The 21,296-nt window shown below is 36.9% G+C and carries 18 protein-coding genes; 9 read left to right on the plus strand and 9 right to left on the minus strand.

Annotated features, from left to right (window positions below; all coding sequences use genetic code 11):
- Positions 1 to 2: 2 nt before the first annotated feature.
- From O4O04_RS06060 to O4O04_RS06075, 4 genes are all read right to left on the minus strand, one after another.
- Positions 3 to 1,379, minus strand: coding sequence for an ethanolamine ammonia-lyase subunit EutB (locus tag O4O04_RS06060; protein ID WP_272534853.1), 1,377 nt, complete (start codon positions 1,377 to 1,379; stop codon positions 3 to 5).
- Between the two features lie 21 nt (positions 1,380 to 1,400).
- Positions 1,401 to 2,021 (minus strand): TetR/AcrR family transcriptional regulator, encoded by a 621-nt coding sequence (locus tag O4O04_RS06065; RefSeq protein ID WP_272534854.1) that lies wholly within the window; start codon positions 2,019 to 2,021, stop codon positions 1,401 to 1,403.
- Between the two features lie 74 nt (positions 2,022 to 2,095).
- On the minus strand, positions 2,096 to 3,352 hold the full coding sequence (locus O4O04_RS06070) for a folylpolyglutamate synthase/dihydrofolate synthase family protein (protein ID WP_272534855.1): 1,257 nt from the start codon (positions 3,350 to 3,352) through the stop codon (positions 2,096 to 2,098).
- A complete protein-coding gene (locus O4O04_RS06075; protein ID WP_272534856.1) occupies positions 3,349 to 4,284 on the minus strand; it encodes a shikimate dehydrogenase family protein in 936 nt (311 codons plus the stop codon). The genes O4O04_RS06070 and O4O04_RS06075 overlap by 4 nt, the downstream gene beginning before the upstream one ends.
- A gap of 58 nt (positions 4,285 to 4,342) precedes the next feature.
- On the opposite strand from O4O04_RS06075, the gene O4O04_RS06080 reads away from it, so the two are divergent.
- Positions 4,343 to 4,696, plus strand: coding sequence for a hypothetical protein (locus O4O04_RS06080; protein WP_272534857.1), 354 nt, complete (start codon positions 4,343 to 4,345; stop codon positions 4,694 to 4,696).
- Here O4O04_RS06080 and O4O04_RS06085 read toward each other — a convergent pair.
- Positions 4,592 to 5,452, minus strand: a complete 861-nt coding sequence (locus O4O04_RS06085; protein ID WP_272534858.1) for a glycosyltransferase family 2 protein — start codon at positions 5,450 to 5,452, stop codon at positions 4,592 to 4,594. The two genes, O4O04_RS06080 and O4O04_RS06085, sit on opposite strands and share 105 nt — an antisense overlap.
- A 6-nt stretch (positions 5,453 to 5,458) precedes the next feature.
- Positions 5,459 to 6,139 carry a histidine kinase gene (locus O4O04_RS06090; RefSeq protein ID WP_272534859.1) on the minus strand — a complete coding sequence of 227 codons (681 nt, stop codon included), beginning with the start codon at positions 6,137 to 6,139 and terminating at the stop codon, positions 5,459 to 5,461.
- A 187-nt stretch (positions 6,140 to 6,326) separates the two neighbouring features.
- On the opposite strand from O4O04_RS06090, the gene O4O04_RS06095 reads away from it, so the two are divergent.
- From O4O04_RS06095 to uvrB, 5 genes are read left to right on the plus strand one after another with little or no spacing between them, the layout of a single operon-like run.
- Positions 6,327 to 7,604, plus strand: coding sequence for a hypothetical protein (locus O4O04_RS06095; RefSeq protein ID WP_272534860.1), 1,278 nt, complete (start codon positions 6,327 to 6,329; stop codon positions 7,602 to 7,604).
- Positions 7,605 to 7,624: 20 nt separating this feature from the next.
- Positions 7,625 to 8,755, plus strand: coding sequence for a S1 RNA-binding domain-containing protein (locus O4O04_RS06100; protein WP_272534861.1), 1,131 nt, complete (start codon positions 7,625 to 7,627; stop codon positions 8,753 to 8,755).
- 8 nt (positions 8,756 to 8,763) lie between these two features.
- Entirely contained in the window at positions 8,764 to 9,231 is a 468-nt protein-coding gene (locus O4O04_RS06105; protein WP_272534862.1) for a tRNA (cytidine(34)-2'-O)-methyltransferase, read from the plus strand.
- 27 nt (positions 9,232 to 9,258) lie between these two features.
- Positions 9,259 to 9,933: an ATP-binding protein gene (locus tag O4O04_RS06110; RefSeq protein WP_272534863.1), complete on the plus strand. Its 675-nt coding sequence runs from the start codon at positions 9,259 to 9,261 to the stop codon at positions 9,931 to 9,933.
- Complete coding sequence (gene uvrB / locus O4O04_RS06115; protein ID WP_272534864.1) at positions 9,930 to 11,900, plus strand: excinuclease ABC subunit UvrB; 1,971 nt, start codon at positions 9,930 to 9,932, stop codon at positions 11,898 to 11,900. The genes O4O04_RS06110 and uvrB overlap by 4 nt, the downstream gene beginning before the upstream one ends.
- Before the next feature lie 88 nt (positions 11,901 to 11,988).
- On the opposite strand, the gene O4O04_RS06120 is transcribed toward uvrB, so the two are convergent.
- Positions 11,989 to 12,453 carry a hypothetical protein gene (locus tag O4O04_RS06120; RefSeq protein ID WP_272534866.1) on the minus strand — a complete coding sequence of 155 codons (465 nt, stop codon included), beginning with the start codon at positions 12,451 to 12,453 and terminating at the stop codon, positions 11,989 to 11,991.
- A 52-nt stretch (positions 12,454 to 12,505) separates the two neighbouring features.
- Between O4O04_RS06120 and lon the strand changes: the two genes are divergently transcribed.
- Positions 12,506 to 14,869, plus strand: a complete 2,364-nt coding sequence (gene lon / locus O4O04_RS06125; protein WP_272534867.1) for an endopeptidase La — start codon at positions 12,506 to 12,508, stop codon at positions 14,867 to 14,869.
- Position 14,870: 1 nt separating this feature from the next.
- A complete protein-coding gene (locus O4O04_RS06130; protein WP_272534869.1) occupies positions 14,871 to 17,531 on the plus strand; it encodes a transglycosylase domain-containing protein in 2,661 nt (886 codons plus the stop codon).
- Here the strand turns inward: O4O04_RS06130 and O4O04_RS06135 are convergent.
- Positions 17,497 to 18,921 (minus strand): ABC transporter substrate-binding protein, encoded by a 1,425-nt coding sequence (locus tag O4O04_RS06135; protein WP_272534870.1) that lies wholly within the window; start codon positions 18,919 to 18,921, stop codon positions 17,497 to 17,499. The two genes, O4O04_RS06130 and O4O04_RS06135, sit on opposite strands and share 35 nt — an antisense overlap.
- Before the next feature lie 2 nt (positions 18,922 to 18,923).
- On the opposite strand from O4O04_RS06135, the gene O4O04_RS06140 reads away from it, so the two are divergent.
- Positions 18,924 to 20,828 (plus strand): ABC transporter ATP-binding protein, encoded by a 1,905-nt coding sequence (locus O4O04_RS06140; RefSeq protein ID WP_272534872.1) that lies wholly within the window; start codon positions 18,924 to 18,926, stop codon positions 20,826 to 20,828.
- On the opposite strand, the gene O4O04_RS06145 is transcribed toward O4O04_RS06140, so the two are convergent.
- Complete coding sequence (locus O4O04_RS06145) at positions 20,795 to 21,295, minus strand: zinc ribbon domain-containing protein (protein WP_272534874.1); 501 nt, start codon at positions 21,293 to 21,295, stop codon at positions 20,795 to 20,797. The two genes, O4O04_RS06140 and O4O04_RS06145, sit on opposite strands and share 34 nt — an antisense overlap.
- Between the last annotated feature and the right edge of the window lies 1 nt (position 21,296).

A 21,296-nucleotide genomic window follows, 5' to 3' on the forward strand; every position in this document is an offset into this window, starting at 1 on the left:
TTTTAATTAACCATCTCGAGAAATTTTAAATTACCGTTGGGAGGGGGAAGTATCCCTTTATCTTGGATATAAATTCCATTCGTTTCAAGCCATGATTCAAATTCCGGAGCGGGTCGTTTGTTCAATACACGGCGCAGATAGAGTGCATCATGAAAAGACGTACTTTGATAGTTGAGCATTATATCATCAGCTCCAGGAATACCCATGATAAAATTGCAACCAGCAACACCAAGTAATGTTAGAAGATTATCCATATCATCTTGATCCGCTTCTGCATGATTCGTATAACAGACATCACATCCCATTGGAAGTCCCATTAATTTTCCACAGAAATGGTCTTCTAGTCCAGCTCTTGTGATTTCTTTTCCATCGTATAGATATTCTGGCCCGATGAATCCAACCACAGTGTTCACAAGAAGTGGTGAGAATTCTCTTGCTACTGCATAAGCTCTAGCCTCACAAGTCTGTTGATCCAAATTGTAATGAGCATTAGCAGACAATGATGATCCCTGTCCGGTTTCGAAATACATTATATTATTACCAACCGATCCTCTTTTTAGAGATAAACCTGCTTCCATCCCTTCACGAAGCATCGCTAGATTGATGCCAAAGGATGAGTTGGTTTTCTCTGTTCCACCGATGGATTGGAAAACCAGATCAACTGGAAATCCCTTGTTAATTGCTTCAATGGTATTGGTTATATGGGTTAGAACACAGGATTGCGTAGGAATTGAATGTTTATGAATGATTCCGTCCATAAGTAGATTCAGATTGCATACATTTTGAATATTGTCAGTTGCAGGATTAATTCCGATGACAGCATCCCCACTTGCATAATACAATCCATCTATTATAGATGCGAGAATGCCTTTGGGATCATCAGTGGGATGATTGGGTTGCAATCTTGTCGAGAAGCGACCTTGCAATCCAATCGTATTTCTAAATTTTGTTACAACTTCTATTTTGGACGAGACAAGAATTAAATCTTGATTGCGCATAATTTTTGATACAGCGGCTGCAATTTCAGGTGTCACACCAGATTTGATTCTAGAAAAAAATTCAGTATCTGCTTCCTCAGAAAGCAAAAGATCCCTAAAGCTTCCAATTGTTAGGTGAGATATTTCGGCAAATGCAGTTTTATTAAGACGGTCTTGTATAAGACGAGTTACTTCGTCTTCGTCATATGGAATGATTTCTTTTTGTATAAATTCAGTTAGAGGGGTGTCAGCTAGTGCCATCATTGCTGCAACACGTTCTTCATCTGATTCTGCAGCGACCCCAGCTAGTAAATCACCAGATCTCTTAGGACTAGCTTTAGCTAATAGTATTCCAAGATCTGGGAATAGATAGGTTTTGTGGCCAAGTATTGTTTTATACATTGCCCCTCCAACCTAGAATTTTTAATCTTTTTGGTCGAGTAGAATTGCTTTGCTTCCAAAGTGAAGAAATTTCAAAAAATTATCTTCGATCTTGAACATGTCTTCTTTTGAAATTTTATTCTTAACCATTTCGACAAATATATTCATAAAGAATGCTATAAGATTTTTTACAAAAAATACGTGCGTCTCAAGGCTTTCCATATTATGGGTTTTCTTGAAGTAATCGACCTGTTTCATATTGAGTTCTGTGACTCTTTCAAGAACCTCTGTCAAAAAATTCTCATATATGGAACCAGATGATTTGAAAAGTAAAAGATCAAAAAGATCGCGATTTTCGTCCACATAGTCCAAGACTACATTGAATCGTCGTTTCAGAGTTTCATAAGTAAACTGTAGACGTTGTTCGAGATAGTCATCGCTAGAGATTAGGCTTATTCCTAATTCCGTGCCTTTGATTGCCGGTTCAACCAATACTTTTAATAGATCTTCTTTATTCTGGAAATAATTATAAATATTACTAGTTGATACATTGGCTTTTTTGGATATACGTCGCATGGATGATTTCTCAAATCCCACTCGAAGGAATTCTTCCTGTGCTGCTTGAAGTATACTTTTGCGTGTTGAGTCTTTGGGAGTCTGCATATTGATACCTGAACAATGTTCTTAAAAAACAGGTTAGAAAAATTCATCAAATATGGCAAACATGTTTTCTTAAATCACATAGATGGCATAGTTTTCATGAGAACATTTTGTACTATAGGATAGATTCGAAAACTGCCCATAACAAGAGTATTCACTTTATTATTGATATTTTCTTTTAAGCAATCAATAAGTTTTTGCTCACTATCTAGACTGTTTGCTTGGTGTTTAGTTGGTTTCTTGAATGGACTGTAGTCTAGAAAAAGTAGATTCGATACATTTTGAAGCGAAGAAATATTTTGGTAAATGCTGTCCGAGTCTTTATCGGGGAGACAGCCGACTATACAATCCCATTCTATATTTGAATAATTATTCTTTAAATCGTTCAAAGCGTTCATGCAAGCACGCGGATTGTGTCCTGTATCGTAAATAATCAAAGGATTATCATTCAGTTTTTCTAATCTAGCTTGAGGTGGAGTTATTTGTCTGAAATCGGTAGCCGGTTTATCTATTTTGAATTCAATAATCTTTACCTTATATAGAATATCCAAGATGAAAATCGCCATTTCAAAATATAGATGTAGATAATTGAATTCTGGTTTCTGCTCTGAATGCATATAGGAATAAAAATAAACAGGTATTGATAATTTCTCTGTGAATTGCAAGATTTCATTTTTCAATTCAGTTGAGTTTGGATCTAAGCAGAATAAGATTTTGGTATTTTCTCTGATGATTCCGAGTTTTTCTTTTAGAATAGTAACCTCATCTTTGCCTAAAATTTCTGTGTGATCAAGATCAATTTTTGTAAGAACAACGATTTCTGCATTCATCAATTTGGTTGCATCTAATCTTCCACCGAGTCCAGCTTCATAGATTTCAAAATCACAGCTCTGTCTATTAAAGTATAATTTGCTAAATAAAGTAAAAATTTCAAAATAAGAAAAGTTCTGTAAATATTCTAAATTCCCATTTTCTTCGCATAATTCTATCAAAATGTCATCTAATTCTGATTCTACGGCATTTTTGGAATTGATTCGAATTCTTTCTAGGGGTGTGATCAAATGTGGAGAGGTATACAATCCTACTTTGCCATATTTCTGAAGTAATTCGCTAAGGTAGTGAGCTAGTGATCCTTTTCCATTGGTTCCTACAATAGAAATTTTTAATTTACTTGTGTGAGGTTTTTGGAATTTTTCCATACAGCCTTGAAAAGGATCAAGACTATAAGCATGGAATCGATTGAAATTTCTAGATTTTTCTGGATTTGTTAAACGATTTATAAAATCCAAGAATTTTATGCAGTCATTATCAGAATTGAAATTATCTGGATTCATTTTTGAAGATTTTTGATTAATCTTTGCTTCGATTTACGGATATCTTTTTTTGTTGGACTAACGCCTGTAAATAGTTCGAATTGTCTCATACCTTGATAGAGCAACATATCCAATCCATAGATAATTTTTGCAGATTTCTTTTTTGCAGCTATGAGAAGATTCGTTTTTTTCGGATTGTAGACTATGTCGAACACTGTCATCGAAGAATGAATGCAATTATTGGGAATGATATTTTCAATTGAATTGTTTTTCATGCCAGCAGGTGTCGTATGAATGAGTAATTTAACATTGTCTAGACTATTGGGTTCGATTTTTTCTAGTGGAATGAAATCGATAAGCAAATGCGAGAACTTTCTTAAATCTTGAATTAGATTCTCAGCTTTAATAGGATCACGACCTGCTATAAAGATTTTTTTTTGGATAATTCCTTTATCAATACTTGATCCATTCATATCAGGTTTGGATTTTTGCATCATATAGTCGAGAATTGCAAAAGCTATTCCGCGAGCACTGCCGCCATATCCTAATATTAGAATATCTCCAGATTCTGATTGCTCAACAAGTTTGGGATTTTTATTCAGTATGGATTCTAAAGCACCAATTCCATCTGTATTGTATGCAACGATTCCCTTGTCTGTAAATAGTAAAGTATTAGCAGCACCCATCCTTTCAGCTGTTGGATCAAGTATATCAGCGATTTGATAGGCCCATTCTTTATAGGGAATCGTAACTGACAGCCCGCGCAATCCATAGCGATTGAGTGTAAGCAATTCATCCTTCGTTGGATTCTCAATTGGGAAAACCATATAGACTCTATTCATTCGATGATCTTGGAATAGTCCATTGTGGAGAACAGGTGATAGAGTGTGAGACAGTGGATTGCCAATAATTCCAAAAATTTCTGTCTCATTTGAAAATCTAAGATTATTCATAGTTTAAAATAATAGACTCCAGATGGAAATCTCATAGGATAGTAAAAAAAAGAGAAATATGGCAAATTACTATTTTCCACCTCTGGGGGCTCCGTCGGCACCCTGGACAACTTTGGTCGATATCGTGTTCTTTCTAGGTGCATCTGCAGTAATGGCATGGTACTATTACTATTTTCTAAAAAAAGATCTCTTGGGTAAGTTTTGGGGAGCTATGCTCGTTGCAGCAGTTGGTTCTCTAATTGTTTTTGCCCTTTTTCAGACTTTTATTAGAGATATCATCATGTGGCTCATGTCACCGAAGATAGGTTCAACTCAACTCTCGAATGTAAACTTGATCGCCATTTTTATTGGGGGCTTTCTTGCTCTCTATATCATGAATCGAATCAACCACAACAAGGAGAGACGAGGCTAGCTCCTTGTCTCTTTCTAGTTCGAAGAGTTTTGTATACTTAAGAAAGTTATAATACGATCCCAAGATCGCAATCACAAGACCTGGTTTACCGTCCAAAAATCCTAATCTAAATATATACATCCAGATCAATTTGAATAGGGATTTACCTATCGCTTTGGTGAGTCCTGACCTTTTGCCTTGCTTGAATTTTTCTATGGCAAAAAGTGTCGAATAATGATTGATAAAGATTAAATGATCGGATAAGGATTTATAAGAGAAATGATACAACGGTTTTTTGAGTTCTCGAATATGACCGGAGATCTGAACTGTTTCATGAACAAGAAATCCAGCAAAACGACCTTGGTCGCGTCGAAACAAACGAACCTGCCGATTGGGATACCAACCTCCATGGCGAATCCATTGACCTAAATAGTAAGTCATTCTTGGAATCGCAAAGCCATTGGCATTTTTTCTATCTTCTTCCGTTAAAGAAATAATTTCTTGAATCAGTTCTTCGCTTGGAACTTCATCAGCATCCAAAGCTAGAACCCAATCATTCTGCGCTAAAGTTAAGGCATAGTTCTTTTGATTTACATAATTGTCGAATGGACGAAATGAAACTTTCGCTTTGTAGCTTCTTGCTATTTCTAAAGTACGATCGTTGGATCCTGAATCAACAATGATTATCTCAGATGCGAATCCTAATTTGGAAATACATTTTTCTAAATTATCTTCTTCATTGAGTGTGATGATGCAAACAGAAATTGGAAAGGGCATGTAAAGTTAAACTTTTCTCTTACTTTTGAATCCCGGTGTCAGTGGTATCTCCAATCTTGCAGTGGTCGTCTCATCTCCAATAATAATTCTAAAAAAATTAGGATCAATTCCTTCGCCTTTTAGCATGATTAGAATGAGAGCGAGCCCAAGTCCTGCACCCTCTGCATTGTCAGCGTTGTCCATATAGAATTGGGCGATATCATCGTATGCCATACCTTTTTCTAATTTCTCGCGTATGGATTTCTCTTCCTGTTTAGCAATGGGAGTGTTGTTGATCACTTCAACGGTAATTCCGTCAGCACTGTAGCTGAAATTTATAAGGCAATAGTATCCTTTTTTCTTAGATTTTAAACCATATTCATCGGACATTGCTTCGCTGAAAGATTGTTTATATTCCTGAAGACCTTTGTAGTAATCGTCTCCATTGGAGATATCGTAACCTCTTTCTTCAAAAAAAATCCTTTTTTGATTTGCTTTGCATGCATTGATAGCAAGTTCTTTTATTATGGTATATAGAGTAGGCACGAGGGTAGCATATGTAAGTTTGTCCAAAATGAGCTCTATTGCTTTTTGGATATTCTCTTCAACGCTTTTAGAAACCTTATGTGTCTTGAGAGCGAGAATTTTACCATTCTCAATCGTCAATTTTATATGGTCGGAGATTTCTTTGGTTTCCTTATTTCCCATGCGCTTTTCTCCAGCCTATAGTTTCAAAAAATCGAGGAAAAAAAACCTTTTTTTCATATTGCTGTACTTTTTTTCCTATTCTGTAACATTTGCCAAACCCATCATTGTAGCTCCTGTTCGAATATGGGACTCCGAAAAACAGATATTCTCTGAACAAAAACAAATAACGATAGATCGAGGTAAAATTTTGAAAATTCAAAATTTTGCCTTACCAAAAATACCAGTCCAAGCGCAATCCAAGCCAAGTTATTACGCCTTGCCCGGTTTTTGTGATGCTTATGTCACGCTTGGTGTCAATCCTTGGGGTGATCAGGCAAGCGTTGATTCTTTGAAGCTTGCACTCCAGTCCTTTGTAAGTCATGGTTTCACAAATGTAATGTCTGTTGCAGATGGTAAATGGGTTGAAAAAGCAAAATCCAATGTAGACAAAAGTCTCTGGAAAGGACCGAATCTTCATCTATCAAGACAACCCATTGTTCCAGAATCCGAAGAATCCATACCGGACGGTTTGTACAAAATCATTCGAAGTGATGAAGACATGAGATCCTATCTGCAAGCAAAGACTTCCTTTAAGACGCATATTTTCCAAAGAGATTTGGGCGGATACATTCCTGATATTCGCTTTCTCTATAAATTAAAAACGGAAAATAAAATTGGAGATGATTGGATCATTCATACTTTTGCAGATCCGCTCTCCACCCAAGAAGCAATTGCCACTGGTTGGGATGCAATTTATCATCCGATCAATGGAGATTTTACATCAGTTCAGCTAAGAAAAGTTAAATGGTCGCCTCTCATGTCCGTTTACTACTACCAGTCAAGTCTGTCTCAAAAGTCATGGGCGCATGAATACTCCGAATACAAAAAGATCAGTCCTTTTTTTAAAGTGCATTATTCGGAAGTATCGAAAGAAATTTCCGAATCTTTGATTCAGTCTGATGAGAAGAATATCCAAGCAAAAAAAGAATTTGAAACTTACAGGACTCAATTTCTTTCCAGAGAGTTTATGAAAAACAATCTTATCTTTGGATCAGGTGCCGGGCATCCGCTTGTCTATCCGGGTGCCGGAGCTTACAGAGAAATAAAAATCTGGGAAGATGTATTTCGCTCTTGGGACAAAAATACTTTGAATTCTGAATCGGAAGGTGGTAACGAATCATCCGATGGGAAAAAATCTGGGTTTATGGATTCTCTAAGAAGATTGTTTGGTTTAGAAAAATCCGTAGAAACAATTGCAATACCTAAAAAAGATTCTGGAAAAATCCCCGATCATAGAAAATACTATCTTAAAGCCATTACAGAGAATACTTGCCGATTTCTCCAAGCTGGGCACCTAGGTAAAATTGGTGAAGGACTCGAGGCAAATTTGATTCTCTATGAAAGAAATCCATTGTCAGATTCGGAAGGAATTATGAAGCCTTCTGTCGTTTATGTTCAAGGTAGATCGCATTCAGTACAAAAATAAAAATATAGGGTGAGTATAGTATGGAAGATTTTGCTGCATTATTAGAAGAAAGTTTAAAAAAAAGAAAGAATATCGAGCCTGGATCGCAGCATATTGCGAAGATTACAAGAAAGGCTAAGGACTTTGTCTTTATTCAAACTATCCAAGAGAAAATCCGCGGTGTTGTTGCTGCTGAAGAATTCGTAGGTCTCGAAAAGGAAGTTGAACCAGGAGCAGAGATTCAAGTTTTCTTTCTCGAAGAATCTTCAGGCGACTACCTTTTCACCTATTGCTTGCAAGGTGATGAGATTACTGCTAGCCGAATGGAATTATCTATTACCAATGATCTTCCTATTCTCGGTCAAGTTGGAGCCAACGTCAACGGTGGATGGGAAGTTAAATTAGGGGATCATACTGGTTTTTGCCCTGCATCTCAATTCGAGCCAATTTATAAAGGAGAAGATCTCCAAGGCAAAAAGTTTCGTTTCGTAGTAACCGATCTTGATAAAAAAAGAATACTACTCTCTCAGCGAAAGATTGCTGACAAAGAAAAGGAAGCTCGCAAAGAAATTTTAAAATCAGAATGGAAGGTTGGTTCTTTTGTAACTGTAACAGTTTCATCTATACAAAAATCTGGAATCCAAGCAAACTTAGAAGGTCTGTCAGCATTTATTCCAGCGACTGAAGCAACTTATTCTAGAAATGTGAATCTCGAAACTCAATTCAATTTAGGTCAGACTCTAAAAGCCAAAATTCTAGAATTGGATTGGACATCGAACCGAATCATCTTGAGTGTTAAAGATTTTCTCAAAGATCCTTGGTCTCTAAGACTTCCATTTAAAGAAGGGGATATTCTTGAAGGAACAGTAGACTCAATCAAACCATTTGGACTTTTTGTGAAACTAACAGATGAATTCCATGGTCTTGTTCCCAATCGAGAAACAGGAACTACGCCTAAGCAAAGTTTGGCGACCGAGTTCTCACCAGGTAAAAAAGTCAAAGTATTTGTAATGGAAGTCAATCCCGAGAAAAGACAGATTTCCCTTTCGATCGGACGAGCTAAAGATACAGAAGAAAGAATGGAATTCCAGAAATATTTGGTAAGTGATGAAGAATCTCATTCTACTTCGTCTTTTGGTCTACTTCTAAAAAAATCTCTAGAAAAGAAATAGTTCTAAGTATGGAAGTCGCTCTTTTTCGTCCCGAAATACCACCAAATACGGGTAATATTGGGCGCTTATGTGTCAATGCCGAAGTGCCATTGGGAATTATTGGTGAGCCTTCCTTCGATCTAAGCGTAAAATCTGCACGGAGAGCGGGCCTTGATTACTGGGAGCATCTCACACTGCGCAGATATGTCGATTGGCAAGAATTTACTTCAGATGATTCGGATCGAATTTTTCTAATATCAAAATTTGGTACAAAGTGTTATTCTGAAGTAGAATATTCTAAACGAGATCGTTTTGTTTTTGGACGTGAAACCAGTGGTTTGCCTGAAGAAATTATGGAATCTATGCCAAAAGATAGAATCATTTATATTCCTATGGCTTCTGTTTCTCGTTCAATCAATCTATCTAACGCAGTTGCAATTATTTTGTATGAAGCACTGCGTCAAACCAACGCATGGCAAGAATTTCCCTTGCCATGAATCTACGATTCCCTATATTTGGAATGAATGGCTTTTCCCCTCTCTGCTAAGGATCTTGAAAACGAAATTTCTTCTCTCTTGCAAACGGGAGTGGGGGGTAACGTGCAGGATTTCCTCAAATGGATTCGCATGGAGATTCAGAAGAAATTCAAAGACGAAGTCATCTTATCCGAAAAAGACGTAGCCGAGATTTTAGAAAAACACAAAGCAGAAGGGAACCTTGTATCCGGACGTTTTGATGCACGCGAATACTTCCTTTCAGATGATTCCAAATTTTACAAGAAAGTCACAAGCCAAGATAAATTTTACATTTTAGGCAGACTCGATTTCTCCCCCATGCAATATGTTAAAACTAGATTGGAATATTTTCTACGCCGAAATGGCGTTGATGAAGAAGAGATCATAGATATTGGAATTGCGACTGTGGAAGCAGTTGAGAACGCAGCTAAGTATGGTGATGGATCTTCTGTTGAAGTGGAATATTCAATTGATCGTAGCAAAACTTTTCATATATCACTTCTCAATAATATAAAAGAATTTGATTTAGAAGAAGATATCAAACGCGGTAAATTCTCATCAACTGCTACATTGATGCGAGGAATGATGGTTATGCAAAAACTTTTTAACCAAGTAGATTTAGAAATATTAGATGATAAGAAACAAGCGAGCTTCAAGGCAAAACGTATATTGCAATCGCAATGAAGAAATTTGAAATCGTATCCGCCTATAAACCTGCAGGCGACCAAATCAATGCAATCAAAGAAATCAATCAAGCCTTCGAAGACGGCTCCGATGCGATAACGTTAGTCGGAGTTACTGGCTCGGGTAAAACTTTTACTATGGCACATGTCATAGCCGAACTCAATCGTCCGACATTGATTTTATGTCATAATAAAACCTTGGCAGCACAATTGTTTCGTGAGTTTAAAGAATTTTTCCCAAATAATGCTGTAGAATATTTTGTATCCTATTACGATTACTACCAACCAGAAGCCTATGTCCCATCCTCCGATACTTTTATTGAGAAGGATATGTCTGTCAATGAAGAGATAGATAAATTAAGACTTCGTGCAACCTCTTCGCTATTGGAACGAAAAGATGTCATTATTGTAAGTTCGGTTTCTTGCATTTATGGTTTGGGAAGTCCCGAAGAATATATGAATTCTACAATCATGATCAATGCCGGTGACAAGATTGAAAGAGATGATGTAATCAGAAAATTATTGCATATTCAATACGAGAGAAATGATATCGATTTCTCTCGAGGTAAATTTCGTGTAAGGGGAGATTCTATTGAACTTATGCCATCTTATGTGGATACCGGTCTGCGTATTGAGTTCTTTGGCGACGAGATAGAATCACTTTCGAAATTCGATCCGATTACGGGAAAAGTGATTGAGAAACTTGAGAGAACAATCATCTATCCAGCCAAGCATTTCATCACTTCAGGACCAAAAGTAAAAGATGCAATTGAAGCCATTCGAAAAGAAATGGAAGAGTCCAAACTGAATTTTAATAAGCAAGATAAGTTTCTCGAAGCTCAGAGGATTGAATCAAGAACCAATTATGATATGGAAATGCTTTCTGAGATGGGCTATTGCAATGGAATTGAAAATTACTCTAGGCATCTAACAGGTCGTTCGGCTGGAGATCGGCCAGCTTGTCTGATTGATTATTTCCAAGGTGATTTTCTAATGATTGTGGATGAATCCCATGTAACGATTCCTCAAGTTGGGGGAATGTATGCAGGTGACAGAGCGAGAAAAGAAACGTTGGTAAATTTTGGATTCAGATTGCCTAGTGCTTTCGATAACCGACCTCTAAATTTTAAAGAATTCGAATCTCTTACACCTCAAACTCTCTATGTTACAGCAACACCTTCCGATTACGAACTGAATCGAAGTAAAAAAGTTGTTGAGCAGATCATTCGCCCGACTGGATTGCTTGATCCAATAGTTGAAGTAAGACCAACAACCAACCAGATGGAAGATTTATATGTTGAGATTCAAGCAAGAATCGCTGCAGGTGAAAGGGTTCTTATTACAACTTTGACCAAGAAAATGTCTGAAGACTTAACAGACTATTATAAAGAGCTCGGGCTCAAAATTTCCTATCTTCACTCAGAAATAGATACCATAGAAAGAGTCGAAATCATTCGGGATCTTAGAAAAGGAATCTTTGATGTGTTAGTTGGTATCAATTTATTGCGAGAAGGATTGGATATGCCAGAAGTTTCCTTGGTTGCAATCTTGGATGCAGACAAGGAAGGTTTTCTAAGAAATTATAAATCTTTGATCCAGACGATAGGTCGAGCTGCGAGAAATTCCCAAGGCAAAGCAATTTTGTATGCTGATAAAATAACTGACTCAATGAAGAAGGCAATGGATGAGACAGCAAGAAGAAGATCCATTCAAGAAAGTCATAATGCAAAATTTGGAATCACTCCACTCACCATCGTAAAAGATATTCATGATATTCTACCTAACGAAAAGAAAGAAATTGATTTAGAAATCGCAGCCTTGGATGAAGTGACCAGAGAATTCTCACTAAAAAAATACAAAACCAAAGATCGACTGAGGGATGCTCTCAAAGATGCCATGCTTGTCGCTGCAAGAAATTTGGAATTTGAAAAAGCTGCCATTCTGCGGGACAAAATGAATTCTGTATAAAAATTCCGTTCTCCTAGCCTATTCCGTTCTCTTAACTTTTATCTAATTATCTTAGTTCTAAGATTGGTCGCAGTATGAAGACTCTTATTTATTTCTCAGAGAGAGCTTTTTCCAGATCTTCGATAGTTTCTAGAAATTGGATGCTTACTATTTTGCCTTTATAAAGCCTTAGATAGGAAATCTTTTCTTTTTCGTGTGGAAATAAGCTCCCTGTTTTATCATCACGAATGAGAAGAATCGGATAAGAATAGCCTTTCATTTTGGGAAGGGCAACAAACCTTGTAATCAGAGAAGGCATTTTGTGAATATCCGAAATCAATACAGATTTGGCATCGGATAAGAAATTATTTGGTTTATCGGAGAGGACAGTATGTATAACTTTGCTTGCTGTCATATCACTAATGAAAAAAATTTTCTTAGTGTCTGATGGAATCAAACGTGCCGTTTCAGAAGTGTCTTCTAATTGAAGTTCAGGAAATACATCTCCTTTCTTGAGTTCTTCTGCGAAGAGAGAAGAGCTAAATAAAAGTAGAGTGATCAGCAATTGTTTCATATAGAATTAGACATGAAAATATCATCTTATAAAAATAAAAACGGAGGCGTCATTGAGCGCACAAGATACAAATAGTTCAGAAATTCCAGGTAACTTAATTCAAATCGAGGATTTTCTTCCGCATGAAACATTTTTGCTTCCATTGAAATCTAGACCTGTATTTCCAGGAATCATTACTCCACTTGTGGTTCCTATGGGAAGATTTGTTGCCTCCGTTGAAGAAGCAATCTTGAAAGATCGTTTCTTAGGACTAGTCTTACTCAAAAAAGATGATTCGCCTGAAGATTCTGAGAACAATATGTTCGAAACTGGAATTGTAAGTCGCATAATAAAAAAAATCAATCTGCCAGATGGTGGTGTTAACATTCTCGTTAATACGATTCGAAGATTTGAGATAAGCAAAATTACTCAGCACAATCCTTTTTTGATGGCAAACCTTAGCTATCCTGAAGAGGGACTTGGAACTTCTAAGAATGCAATCAAGGCGATGATGCGTTCACTTGTAATTCTTACTAAAGAACTTGCTCAGAACAATCCACTGTTCACAGAAGATATGAAGCTAACAATGATGAACGTGGATGAACCAGGTAAGATGGCAGATTTTGTATGCTCTATTCTCAATCTGGAGAAAGAAGAATATCAATCTGTGATCGAATCATTTAGAATTGGTGATAGATTAGAAAAAGTATTATTGTATCTCAAGAAAGAAATTGAACTCGTTCATCTTCAGAGAAAAATTCAAGATCAGATCAATGACAAAATTGATAAACAGCAGAGACAGTATTTCTTAAGAGAGCAAATGAAAGCAATCCAAACAGAGTTGGGGCTTGACCAAGAACGATCGGATAGAAAATACAATAAATTGATAGAGCGTCTTAAGGCTTTAAAGCTAGATGAACAAATTATTGAAGAGACCCAACGTGAGGTTGAAAAGTTTCATTCAACTGATCCGCATAGTGCAGATTATAACGTTCTACGAAATTACCTTGATACCTTAGAAGCTCTCCCTTGGGAGGCAAGTCCTGTAAGGAATATAGATATAACTAAGGCTAGACGAATTCTTGATCGAGATCATTATAAATTGGATGATGTAAAAGAAAGAATTCTAGAATTTCTTGCAGTTCATAAGCTCAATCCTAAAGGCAGAGGAATTATTCTCTGCTTGGTTGGACCACCGGGAGTTGGCAAGACGTCGATTGCTCGAAGTGTTGCCGAAGCTGCAGGAAGGAAATTTTTTCGCTTTTCTGTGGGTGGAATGCGTGATGAGGCAGAAATCAAAGGACATCGTAGAACCTATGTGGGAGCTATGCCTGGCAAAATTATAAATGCACTTCGCATTACCAAAGAAAAAGATCCTGTAATACTGCTAGACGAACTGGACAAAATGTCCGTTGGCTTCCAAGGAGACCCTGCGTCCGCACTATTAGAAGTTCTAGATCCGGAACAAAATTCTAGCTTTAGAGATCATTATCTAGATATGCCATTTGATCTATCTGGGGTATTTTTTATTGCAACTGCCAATACATCGGATACAATTCCTCGTGTCTTACTTGATCGAATGGAAATAATAAATTTATCAGGATACATTACCGATGAGAAGGTTCAGATTTTCAAAAAATACTTATGGACTCGAAGTCTTGATAGGAATGGACTCAAAGATAAAAAAATCGAATTGGATAATAAATCCATTGTTCCGTTTATAAATTCTTATTCCAGAGAATCGGGACTTCGTGGTCTGGAGAAAATGACTGATAAAATTGTAAGAAAGCTTGCATTGAAGAGTCTTGAAGGCAAAAAAATACCGAAGACTATATCTGATAAAGATATAAAAGAATTACTTGGTTCTCCTCCTTTTGTAGATGATCGAATGATTTATCCACAAGTTCCTGGAACTGCCCTTGGACTTGCCTGGACATCCATTGGTGGAACTACTCTTTTGATTGAATCTGTATTCGTTAAAGGTGATGGGAAAATTTTCCTAACTGGTCAATTGGGCAAGATGATGGAAGAATCTGCAAATATAGCTTTGAGTTATATAAAAAATTATGTAAAAGATGGAACTGTATTCCAAGATAAGTCCATTCATCTTCACGTTCCAGATGGTGCCACACCTAAAGATGGTCCAAGTGCGGGGATTACAATGGCAACTACGATTCTTTCACTCGCAATCAATCGGGTGGTTAAGAAAGGTTTTGCAATGACAGGAGAGATCACTCTCACAGGTGAAGTTCTTGCAATTGGAGGACTAAGAGAGAAAATTGTTGCGGCAAAGAGAGTTGGTGTTAAAAATATCATTCTTCCAAAAGACAATCTTAGCAATCTTGAAGAAGTTCCCGAATATGTTAAGAAAGGATTAAAATTTCATCTAGTTTCTAAATTTCCAGAGGTAGCAGAATTGCTGTTAGGTAAAATATAATATGAATCATGAAATAAATCGTAAAAACAATGTTATACTAGTTTTGGAAGCTCTTAAGAATCTGGTAGTTCGATTTTTTATTTTTCTATGGGAGAAAAGAAAGCCAATCACGATCGGAGTTATAATTGGTGGACTTGCTCTTTCATTCTTCTACTTAGGTGGATCCTATGTAGCTTGGAAGAACGAAAAACCACGAGTTGTAAAAAGTTTAGATAAATTCTCCGGTGAAATCAATAATTTCTACGATGCTTTCCAGCCCAAACCAATTGTTATATTGGATAAAAATGGAGTTCGAATTGGTGAATTCTACCGAAAAAATTTCCGACCGATTCGCACTGATAATTTAAAAGATCATAAAGTGTTTATATGGGCGTTGCTATCTTCCGAAGATAGAGAGTTCTACAACCATTCAGGTATCAATATCATTTCTGTTCTTCGAGCGGTCGTTGTCAATTTAGTTCGCTTCCGTTTTTCGCAAGGTGGAAGCACAATTACCCAACAACTTGCAAAGCTGACCCTAAATTTGGGTGAAAGGAATATATTCAACAAGCTCACTGAAGTTTATGCAACATATTACATTGAATCGAATTTTAACAAAGATGAGATTCTTGCAATGTATCTCAATCAAATATATTTGGGTCAAGATAACTATGGAGTTGAGGCAGCATCAAGATACTATTTTGATAAACCAGCATCTGAACTCAGCCCTGCCGAAGCTGCAATGTTAGTTGGCACAATTCCTGCACCTTCTGTATACAATGCGGTTGATCGATTGCATATTGCTCTCAGTCGCCAACGTATCGTTTTGGTTGAGATGGCTCGGACGAAGGATCCAAACATTCGACCTGCTGCACCAGAGGTTCCTTCGAATTTTGATAGTTTATTAGATGAGTCTATTAGAAAGTTTCGGAAATTGTACAAAGTTGAAGAGAAAAAAGAAGATGAGAAAATTGTCAAAATTACTTCCAGCATAGCCTCGAAAGGTTATGACAGAAATTTTAATATAAACTTAGCTCCTGATTTCAATTTGGATATTCGCCGCTATATTTTAGATAATTATTCTGAAGAAGATTTAGAAGGCCGTGAAATAACCGTTCATACTACACTCGACTACGAAAAACAAAAAATTGCCGAGACAGCTCTTCGTGAAGGAATCACAGCAATACGTTCGGAAATTTTAGCACTTGCGAATCCACCCAAGAAAAAAACAAAAAACTCTCCTAAACCATTAAGTTCTGATCTGGCTAACGAAATTGCATCAGGAATGAGAGGAAGCTTCGTTTCATTGGTTCCGGATTCTGGAGAAGTGGAAGTGTTTGTTAACAATCTTCGTATATCTACTTCATACCGACCAAATCGGATTGAAACTTCTTATCGCCAACCAGGTTCCACCATAAAAGCGTTAGTTTATGCCCTGGCCTATGAGAAAAGATTGGTGCATCCTTCATCTAAAGTTATAGATGAGAAAATTTCCTTTGCTGGTTATTCACCGAAAAACTGGTATGCGGGATATAGAGGCGAAATCACAGTTCGAAATGCTTTTGCCCAATCGATTAATACGATATCTGTGAAATTATTAAACGATATTGGAATAGATTATTTTTTTGATAAATTGGGTGAGATTCTCTCTTTAGATGATGAGACTATAAAGAAGAGATTCAACCGCAACCTAACACTGGCACTAGGCTCGGGAGAGTTGACTCCGATGGAGCTTGCCGTTATCTACGCAACAATTCAAAATGGTGGGAAAAAAATAGTTCCCCGTAAAATACGAAAAGTTACGGACAATTTGTCCACAGACGATTTCAATTTATTGCAACCCGAAACATACCAAGTATTAGATCCAATTGCATGTGCTATGGCAACTGATACGTTACAATCCGTACTCACTGAAGAGGGAACTATGCCGATTCGCATACCTTCGCAAGAAAGATTTCCAATGGGCGGCAAGACTGGAACTGTGCAGAGCCCAAAAGAAGCGAGAAAGAAGTGGGGCGATATTGTTGGAGTTCGAGATGCTTGGTTTTCTGGACTTATTCCTGGAGCCGCATCGGTTGTGTGGATTGGAAATGAATGGGGTGCTCCATTTCCTGGTTCTGGATCTGGGACTACGGGAAGAGTATGGTGGAAATTTGCCTCTAGTTTAGGTAAGAGAACTGAGTTAGGAAATAAATTGATAAGCTCGGAAGTTCACGGTAGTTTTCTTAGGCTGGATATTTGCGCTGATGATGGAACTCAATTGGAGACAGATTGGGAGAAAGAATTTCTAGCTTCAACTCCAAGCGTTATTAGTAGCCCTGTAACTGAAGAGAAAGAATCGAAGACTGCAAAGAAAGATCCAAAGGAAGCTATAGAAAAAGTTGAACCTAAAATCCCGAACCCTAGATATTGTAAATTTCCCTTATTTGGTCAATACTATTATATTGGTGATGGTGCGCCAAGAAGAGAGATCGCAGTAGTTCGTCCAACTCTTGAGAATTACGATCCTGAAGCGCGTGAAGGAGAATCAGAAGTCAATGAAATTGATAAAGAAAATCCTTCAACGACTAATGGTAATAACACGAAGGAGGATTCTATAGAACAAGCAGAACCTGTTCGTGAAGGTGGGGTCGAATTGGATGAGCCTTTTATAGATAATCCAGCAATTCCGGATAATTTATAATTTTTTTAGAAATTAGATAGTTCTCCTGGATAGACCATAAGAATATCCAAGGTTTATCTTGAACAAGAATCGATATTGCAGTTTGAATATCATTTTCTGCAAGGCTCTCATCCAGCTTGCTATTCTTGTAAAAAGCTCTGTTCCCAGCATTTCCGACTTTTGCTGAATGGAATACCGGATCTAAAAATGCCATTGGAGATTCATAGTCTGCATACCAAGTAAGAAAGGTGAAATCTCCAAGACCCATTCCATTCTCTTTATACAAAATAGCTTTTTCCATTCCTTTTATCTTGATTTTTAATCCGAGTTGCCTTAATGCTTCAGCAACAGCTCGACCTTTCGATTGATTCTCATCGTCACCTCGCATTCGAAAATCCAATTCTTGATTGAGTAAGCTTGGATAGCATTTGGATTTTTCTAATAGAGCTTTGGCGTCCATGAGGGAAAATTGAGGAAGATACTGCTTATTGTTTTTGTATTCGTCGCCAAGTCTCGATATTGGGATGCTTGCGAGAGTTAATTCTGCTTGATTTTCTAAAATTTTATCGATAATTTTTTCTCGGTCTATTGCAAGATTCACTGCCTCTCGGAAGTTCTGATCGAAACATTCATTGTTGTGGTTAATAGCGACATACTGAACAGAACGTCCTTTCTTTGCTATGACTTGATTTTTTTTTGTTAGGTTGTGATTAAGTAAAAAATCTGATAATTTGAGTGCGTCCAATTTATTCTTAGAAAAAAGAAATATCGCAGATGTAGATTGAGGAATGATATGAATATTCAGATTCTTCGGAAGTTTTCCTTTCTTGTCTTGAAAGATTTCGAAAAATTTAGGATTGGATACTAATTTTAAAGAATTCCCTTTTTTCCATTGATCCAAATTGTATGCGCCGGTTTGATTTTGAATGGACGCTGCAGGAAAGCTAAGTGCAATTTTTAGAGAATGGAAAATATTTTTTGGATTCTTATGATAATTCTTTTTTAAATTAAAACGTACTGTATTACCAACTTTTAATTTTTCGATCGATTGGATCATATTGTATGTTTCTTTGCGTGGACCAGGTGTCTGGATAAGTTTGTATATAGATTGAACAACGTCCTCTGCCGAAACTTGATTTTTTATTTGAACATCTAGACTTAAGGTTTCATAGTTCTCAATGGATGAGACTGCGAGATTATTTTGAAGCGAACCTGCTTTATCGTATGTGTATAGAGTTGAGTTCAATAATCGAATCAATTTTTCTGTGGTCAGATCGGTTGAAAGCACTGGATCCAAACTGGTTGGATCTGTTGTAAAGGAGATTTCGACCACATCGTTAGGATTTTCTGTAGATTTTTCGCTGCAAAAAAGAAGGGACAACAGGCAAAGAAGAAGAGATAAGGTTTTCATAGATGAGTATTTATAAGAGATTGCTTGGATACGTTGGTCAATACAAGTATCGTTTGATTTTTGGTATATTTCTGTCATTTCTTGTTTCGGTTTTTAACGGAGCAAGTCTCACAACTCTAATTCCCATTTTTGATTCCTTAGGTAGTGGTGAGAACTATAAATTTCAATTTACAATTACCAAGAAAGATCAGGCCAATCTTCTCAAATGGAAGAATTCAGAACCCATGGCAAGGCTGCAAGAATGGGAGACTTATATTTCTCGAACGAAATTACAGCTCAATGAAAAGTTTGCATCTATGACAACAGATGAGTTGGTTTTTCTTTTTTGTATGATTGTTTTTCCAATCTATCTAGCGAAGTTAATCTGTCTTGCGGGAACGGTTTATTTTATAAATTCAGCAGGATTATTAGCCGTAAGAGATATACGTCACGATTTATACAAAAAAATGCAGCTACTCCCAATGAACTATTTTGTTCAGGAGAAAACGGGAATTTTGATGAGTAGAATCATAAATGATGTTGAGACTATGGGCAAGATCATCTCAATCGATATGAAAGATGCTATCAATGATTTCTTTTATATAATTACTCATTTACTAATTTTGTTTTTTCTAAGTTGGAAGCTTACCCTGATTGTATTTTTTGTAATTCCAATATTGATGGGACCTGTAGGTCTGTTAGCTGATAAAATTAGAAGAGCTACCAAGAATCAGCAAGAGAGACTATCTTCACTAAATGGCGATCTCCAAGAAGTTATATCCGGGATTCGAGTTATTCGAGCCTTTTCAAGGGAAGATGTTGAGTCAAAAAGATTTTTCCAAGTCAATGATGATTTGAATAAGAAAACTTTTCGCGGACATTTCTATCATCAAGTTGGCCCAACAATAACGGACTTCGCTGGTGCTTTACTAACTGTGATTTTTCTTGGAATTGGGGCCTATCTCATGGAAGAGAACGGTTTTTCCCGTGGTGTATTTCTTGCGTTTTTTATCACCTTGATATTTCTCATGAGACCTCTTAAGCAAATGAGCATATTGGTCAATCTAGCTCAAGCGTCCCTTGCTGCAGGTGGAAGAGTTTTTGATATCATGGACGAAAAGATTGACATAGTTGAAGTCAAGAATCCGAAAAAAATTGATCGTCTTCAAGATTCAATTGAATTCCGAGATGTCTATTATCATTACCCAAATGCAGAACAACCTGCACTTAGGGGTCTCAATTTAAAAATTCGAAAAGAAGAAACAATCGCCTTGGTTGGACAAAGCGGTGCAGGCAAATCAACATTAGTTGATCTGATTCCAAGGTTGATAGATCCAGGTTCCGGACAGATTCTGATGGATGGAATTGATCTTCGTGAACTTGATATTCATAATCTACGAAAGCGAATTGGTATCGTTTCGCAGAACGTCTTTTTATTCAATGGAACAATTCGTGAGAACATAATGTACGGATCCATGGATGCGAGTGAATCCCAATTGAAGGATGCTTGCGATAAAGCTTTTGCCACCGAGTTTATTGAAGCCTTCGAACAAGGTTTTGATACAATTGTTGGAGAGAGAGGTGTTATGCTATCGGGTGGGCAGAAACAAAGAATTTCCATTGCACGCGCTTTACTTTTAGATCCGGAAATTCTCATCTTAGATGAAGCAACATCTGCCCTTGATACAGAATCGGAACGTTTAATACAAGTAGCCTTCCAAACCCTATATAAGAATAGAACCGTGATAATCATTGCACATCGTCTATCGACTGTCAAAATTGCTAATACGATTTATTATATGGAGAATGGGCAGATTCTTGAATCAGGAAGCCATGATAGCTTGCTTGAACAAGATTCTTACTACAAGAAACTGTATGAATTGGAATTTGCGAATCAAGCCACTGGGAATTTGAATCCGCAGTTGTGACAGAACAATGCATTCTCAATCGATTTAGTTCCGCAGCTTGGGCAAAAATTGATCGCAGAAGTTTTGTTAGACTGACTGTAATTGGTAAGTGTTTCTTGATTCGATTGATTAGCAGAAATTGGAGTCGGATTATTCTTCGAATCGCCTATAGATTTGTTATAAATTCTGGCAGTTTGATTTTTGCTTTCACTTAGATTCGTATCAATATCATTCAATCTCGAAAGAATTTCTTTGGAATATTCGCGAAATTCACCCTCTTTCATTTTTCCAGTTTCTTGTTCTGCTTTTAGATCAGCCAGATTCGATATCAGGATCTGTCTCTCTCCTTCCAAATTGAGAACAAATTCATTCGGAGTATCTCCAAATGGTGAAGCAGAATTTTCTTTATAACGGAGAACTAGAAAAATTGAGGGAGTTACAATGATTAGCAGAAATAGAAATGAATAAAAATAAAGTAAGAAATCCATA

Origin of the sequence: Leptospira sp. GIMC2001 (assembly GCF_028462125.1) — a bacterium.
In the GTDB taxonomy this organism is placed as follows: domain Bacteria; phylum Spirochaetota; class Leptospiria; order Leptospirales; family Leptospiraceae.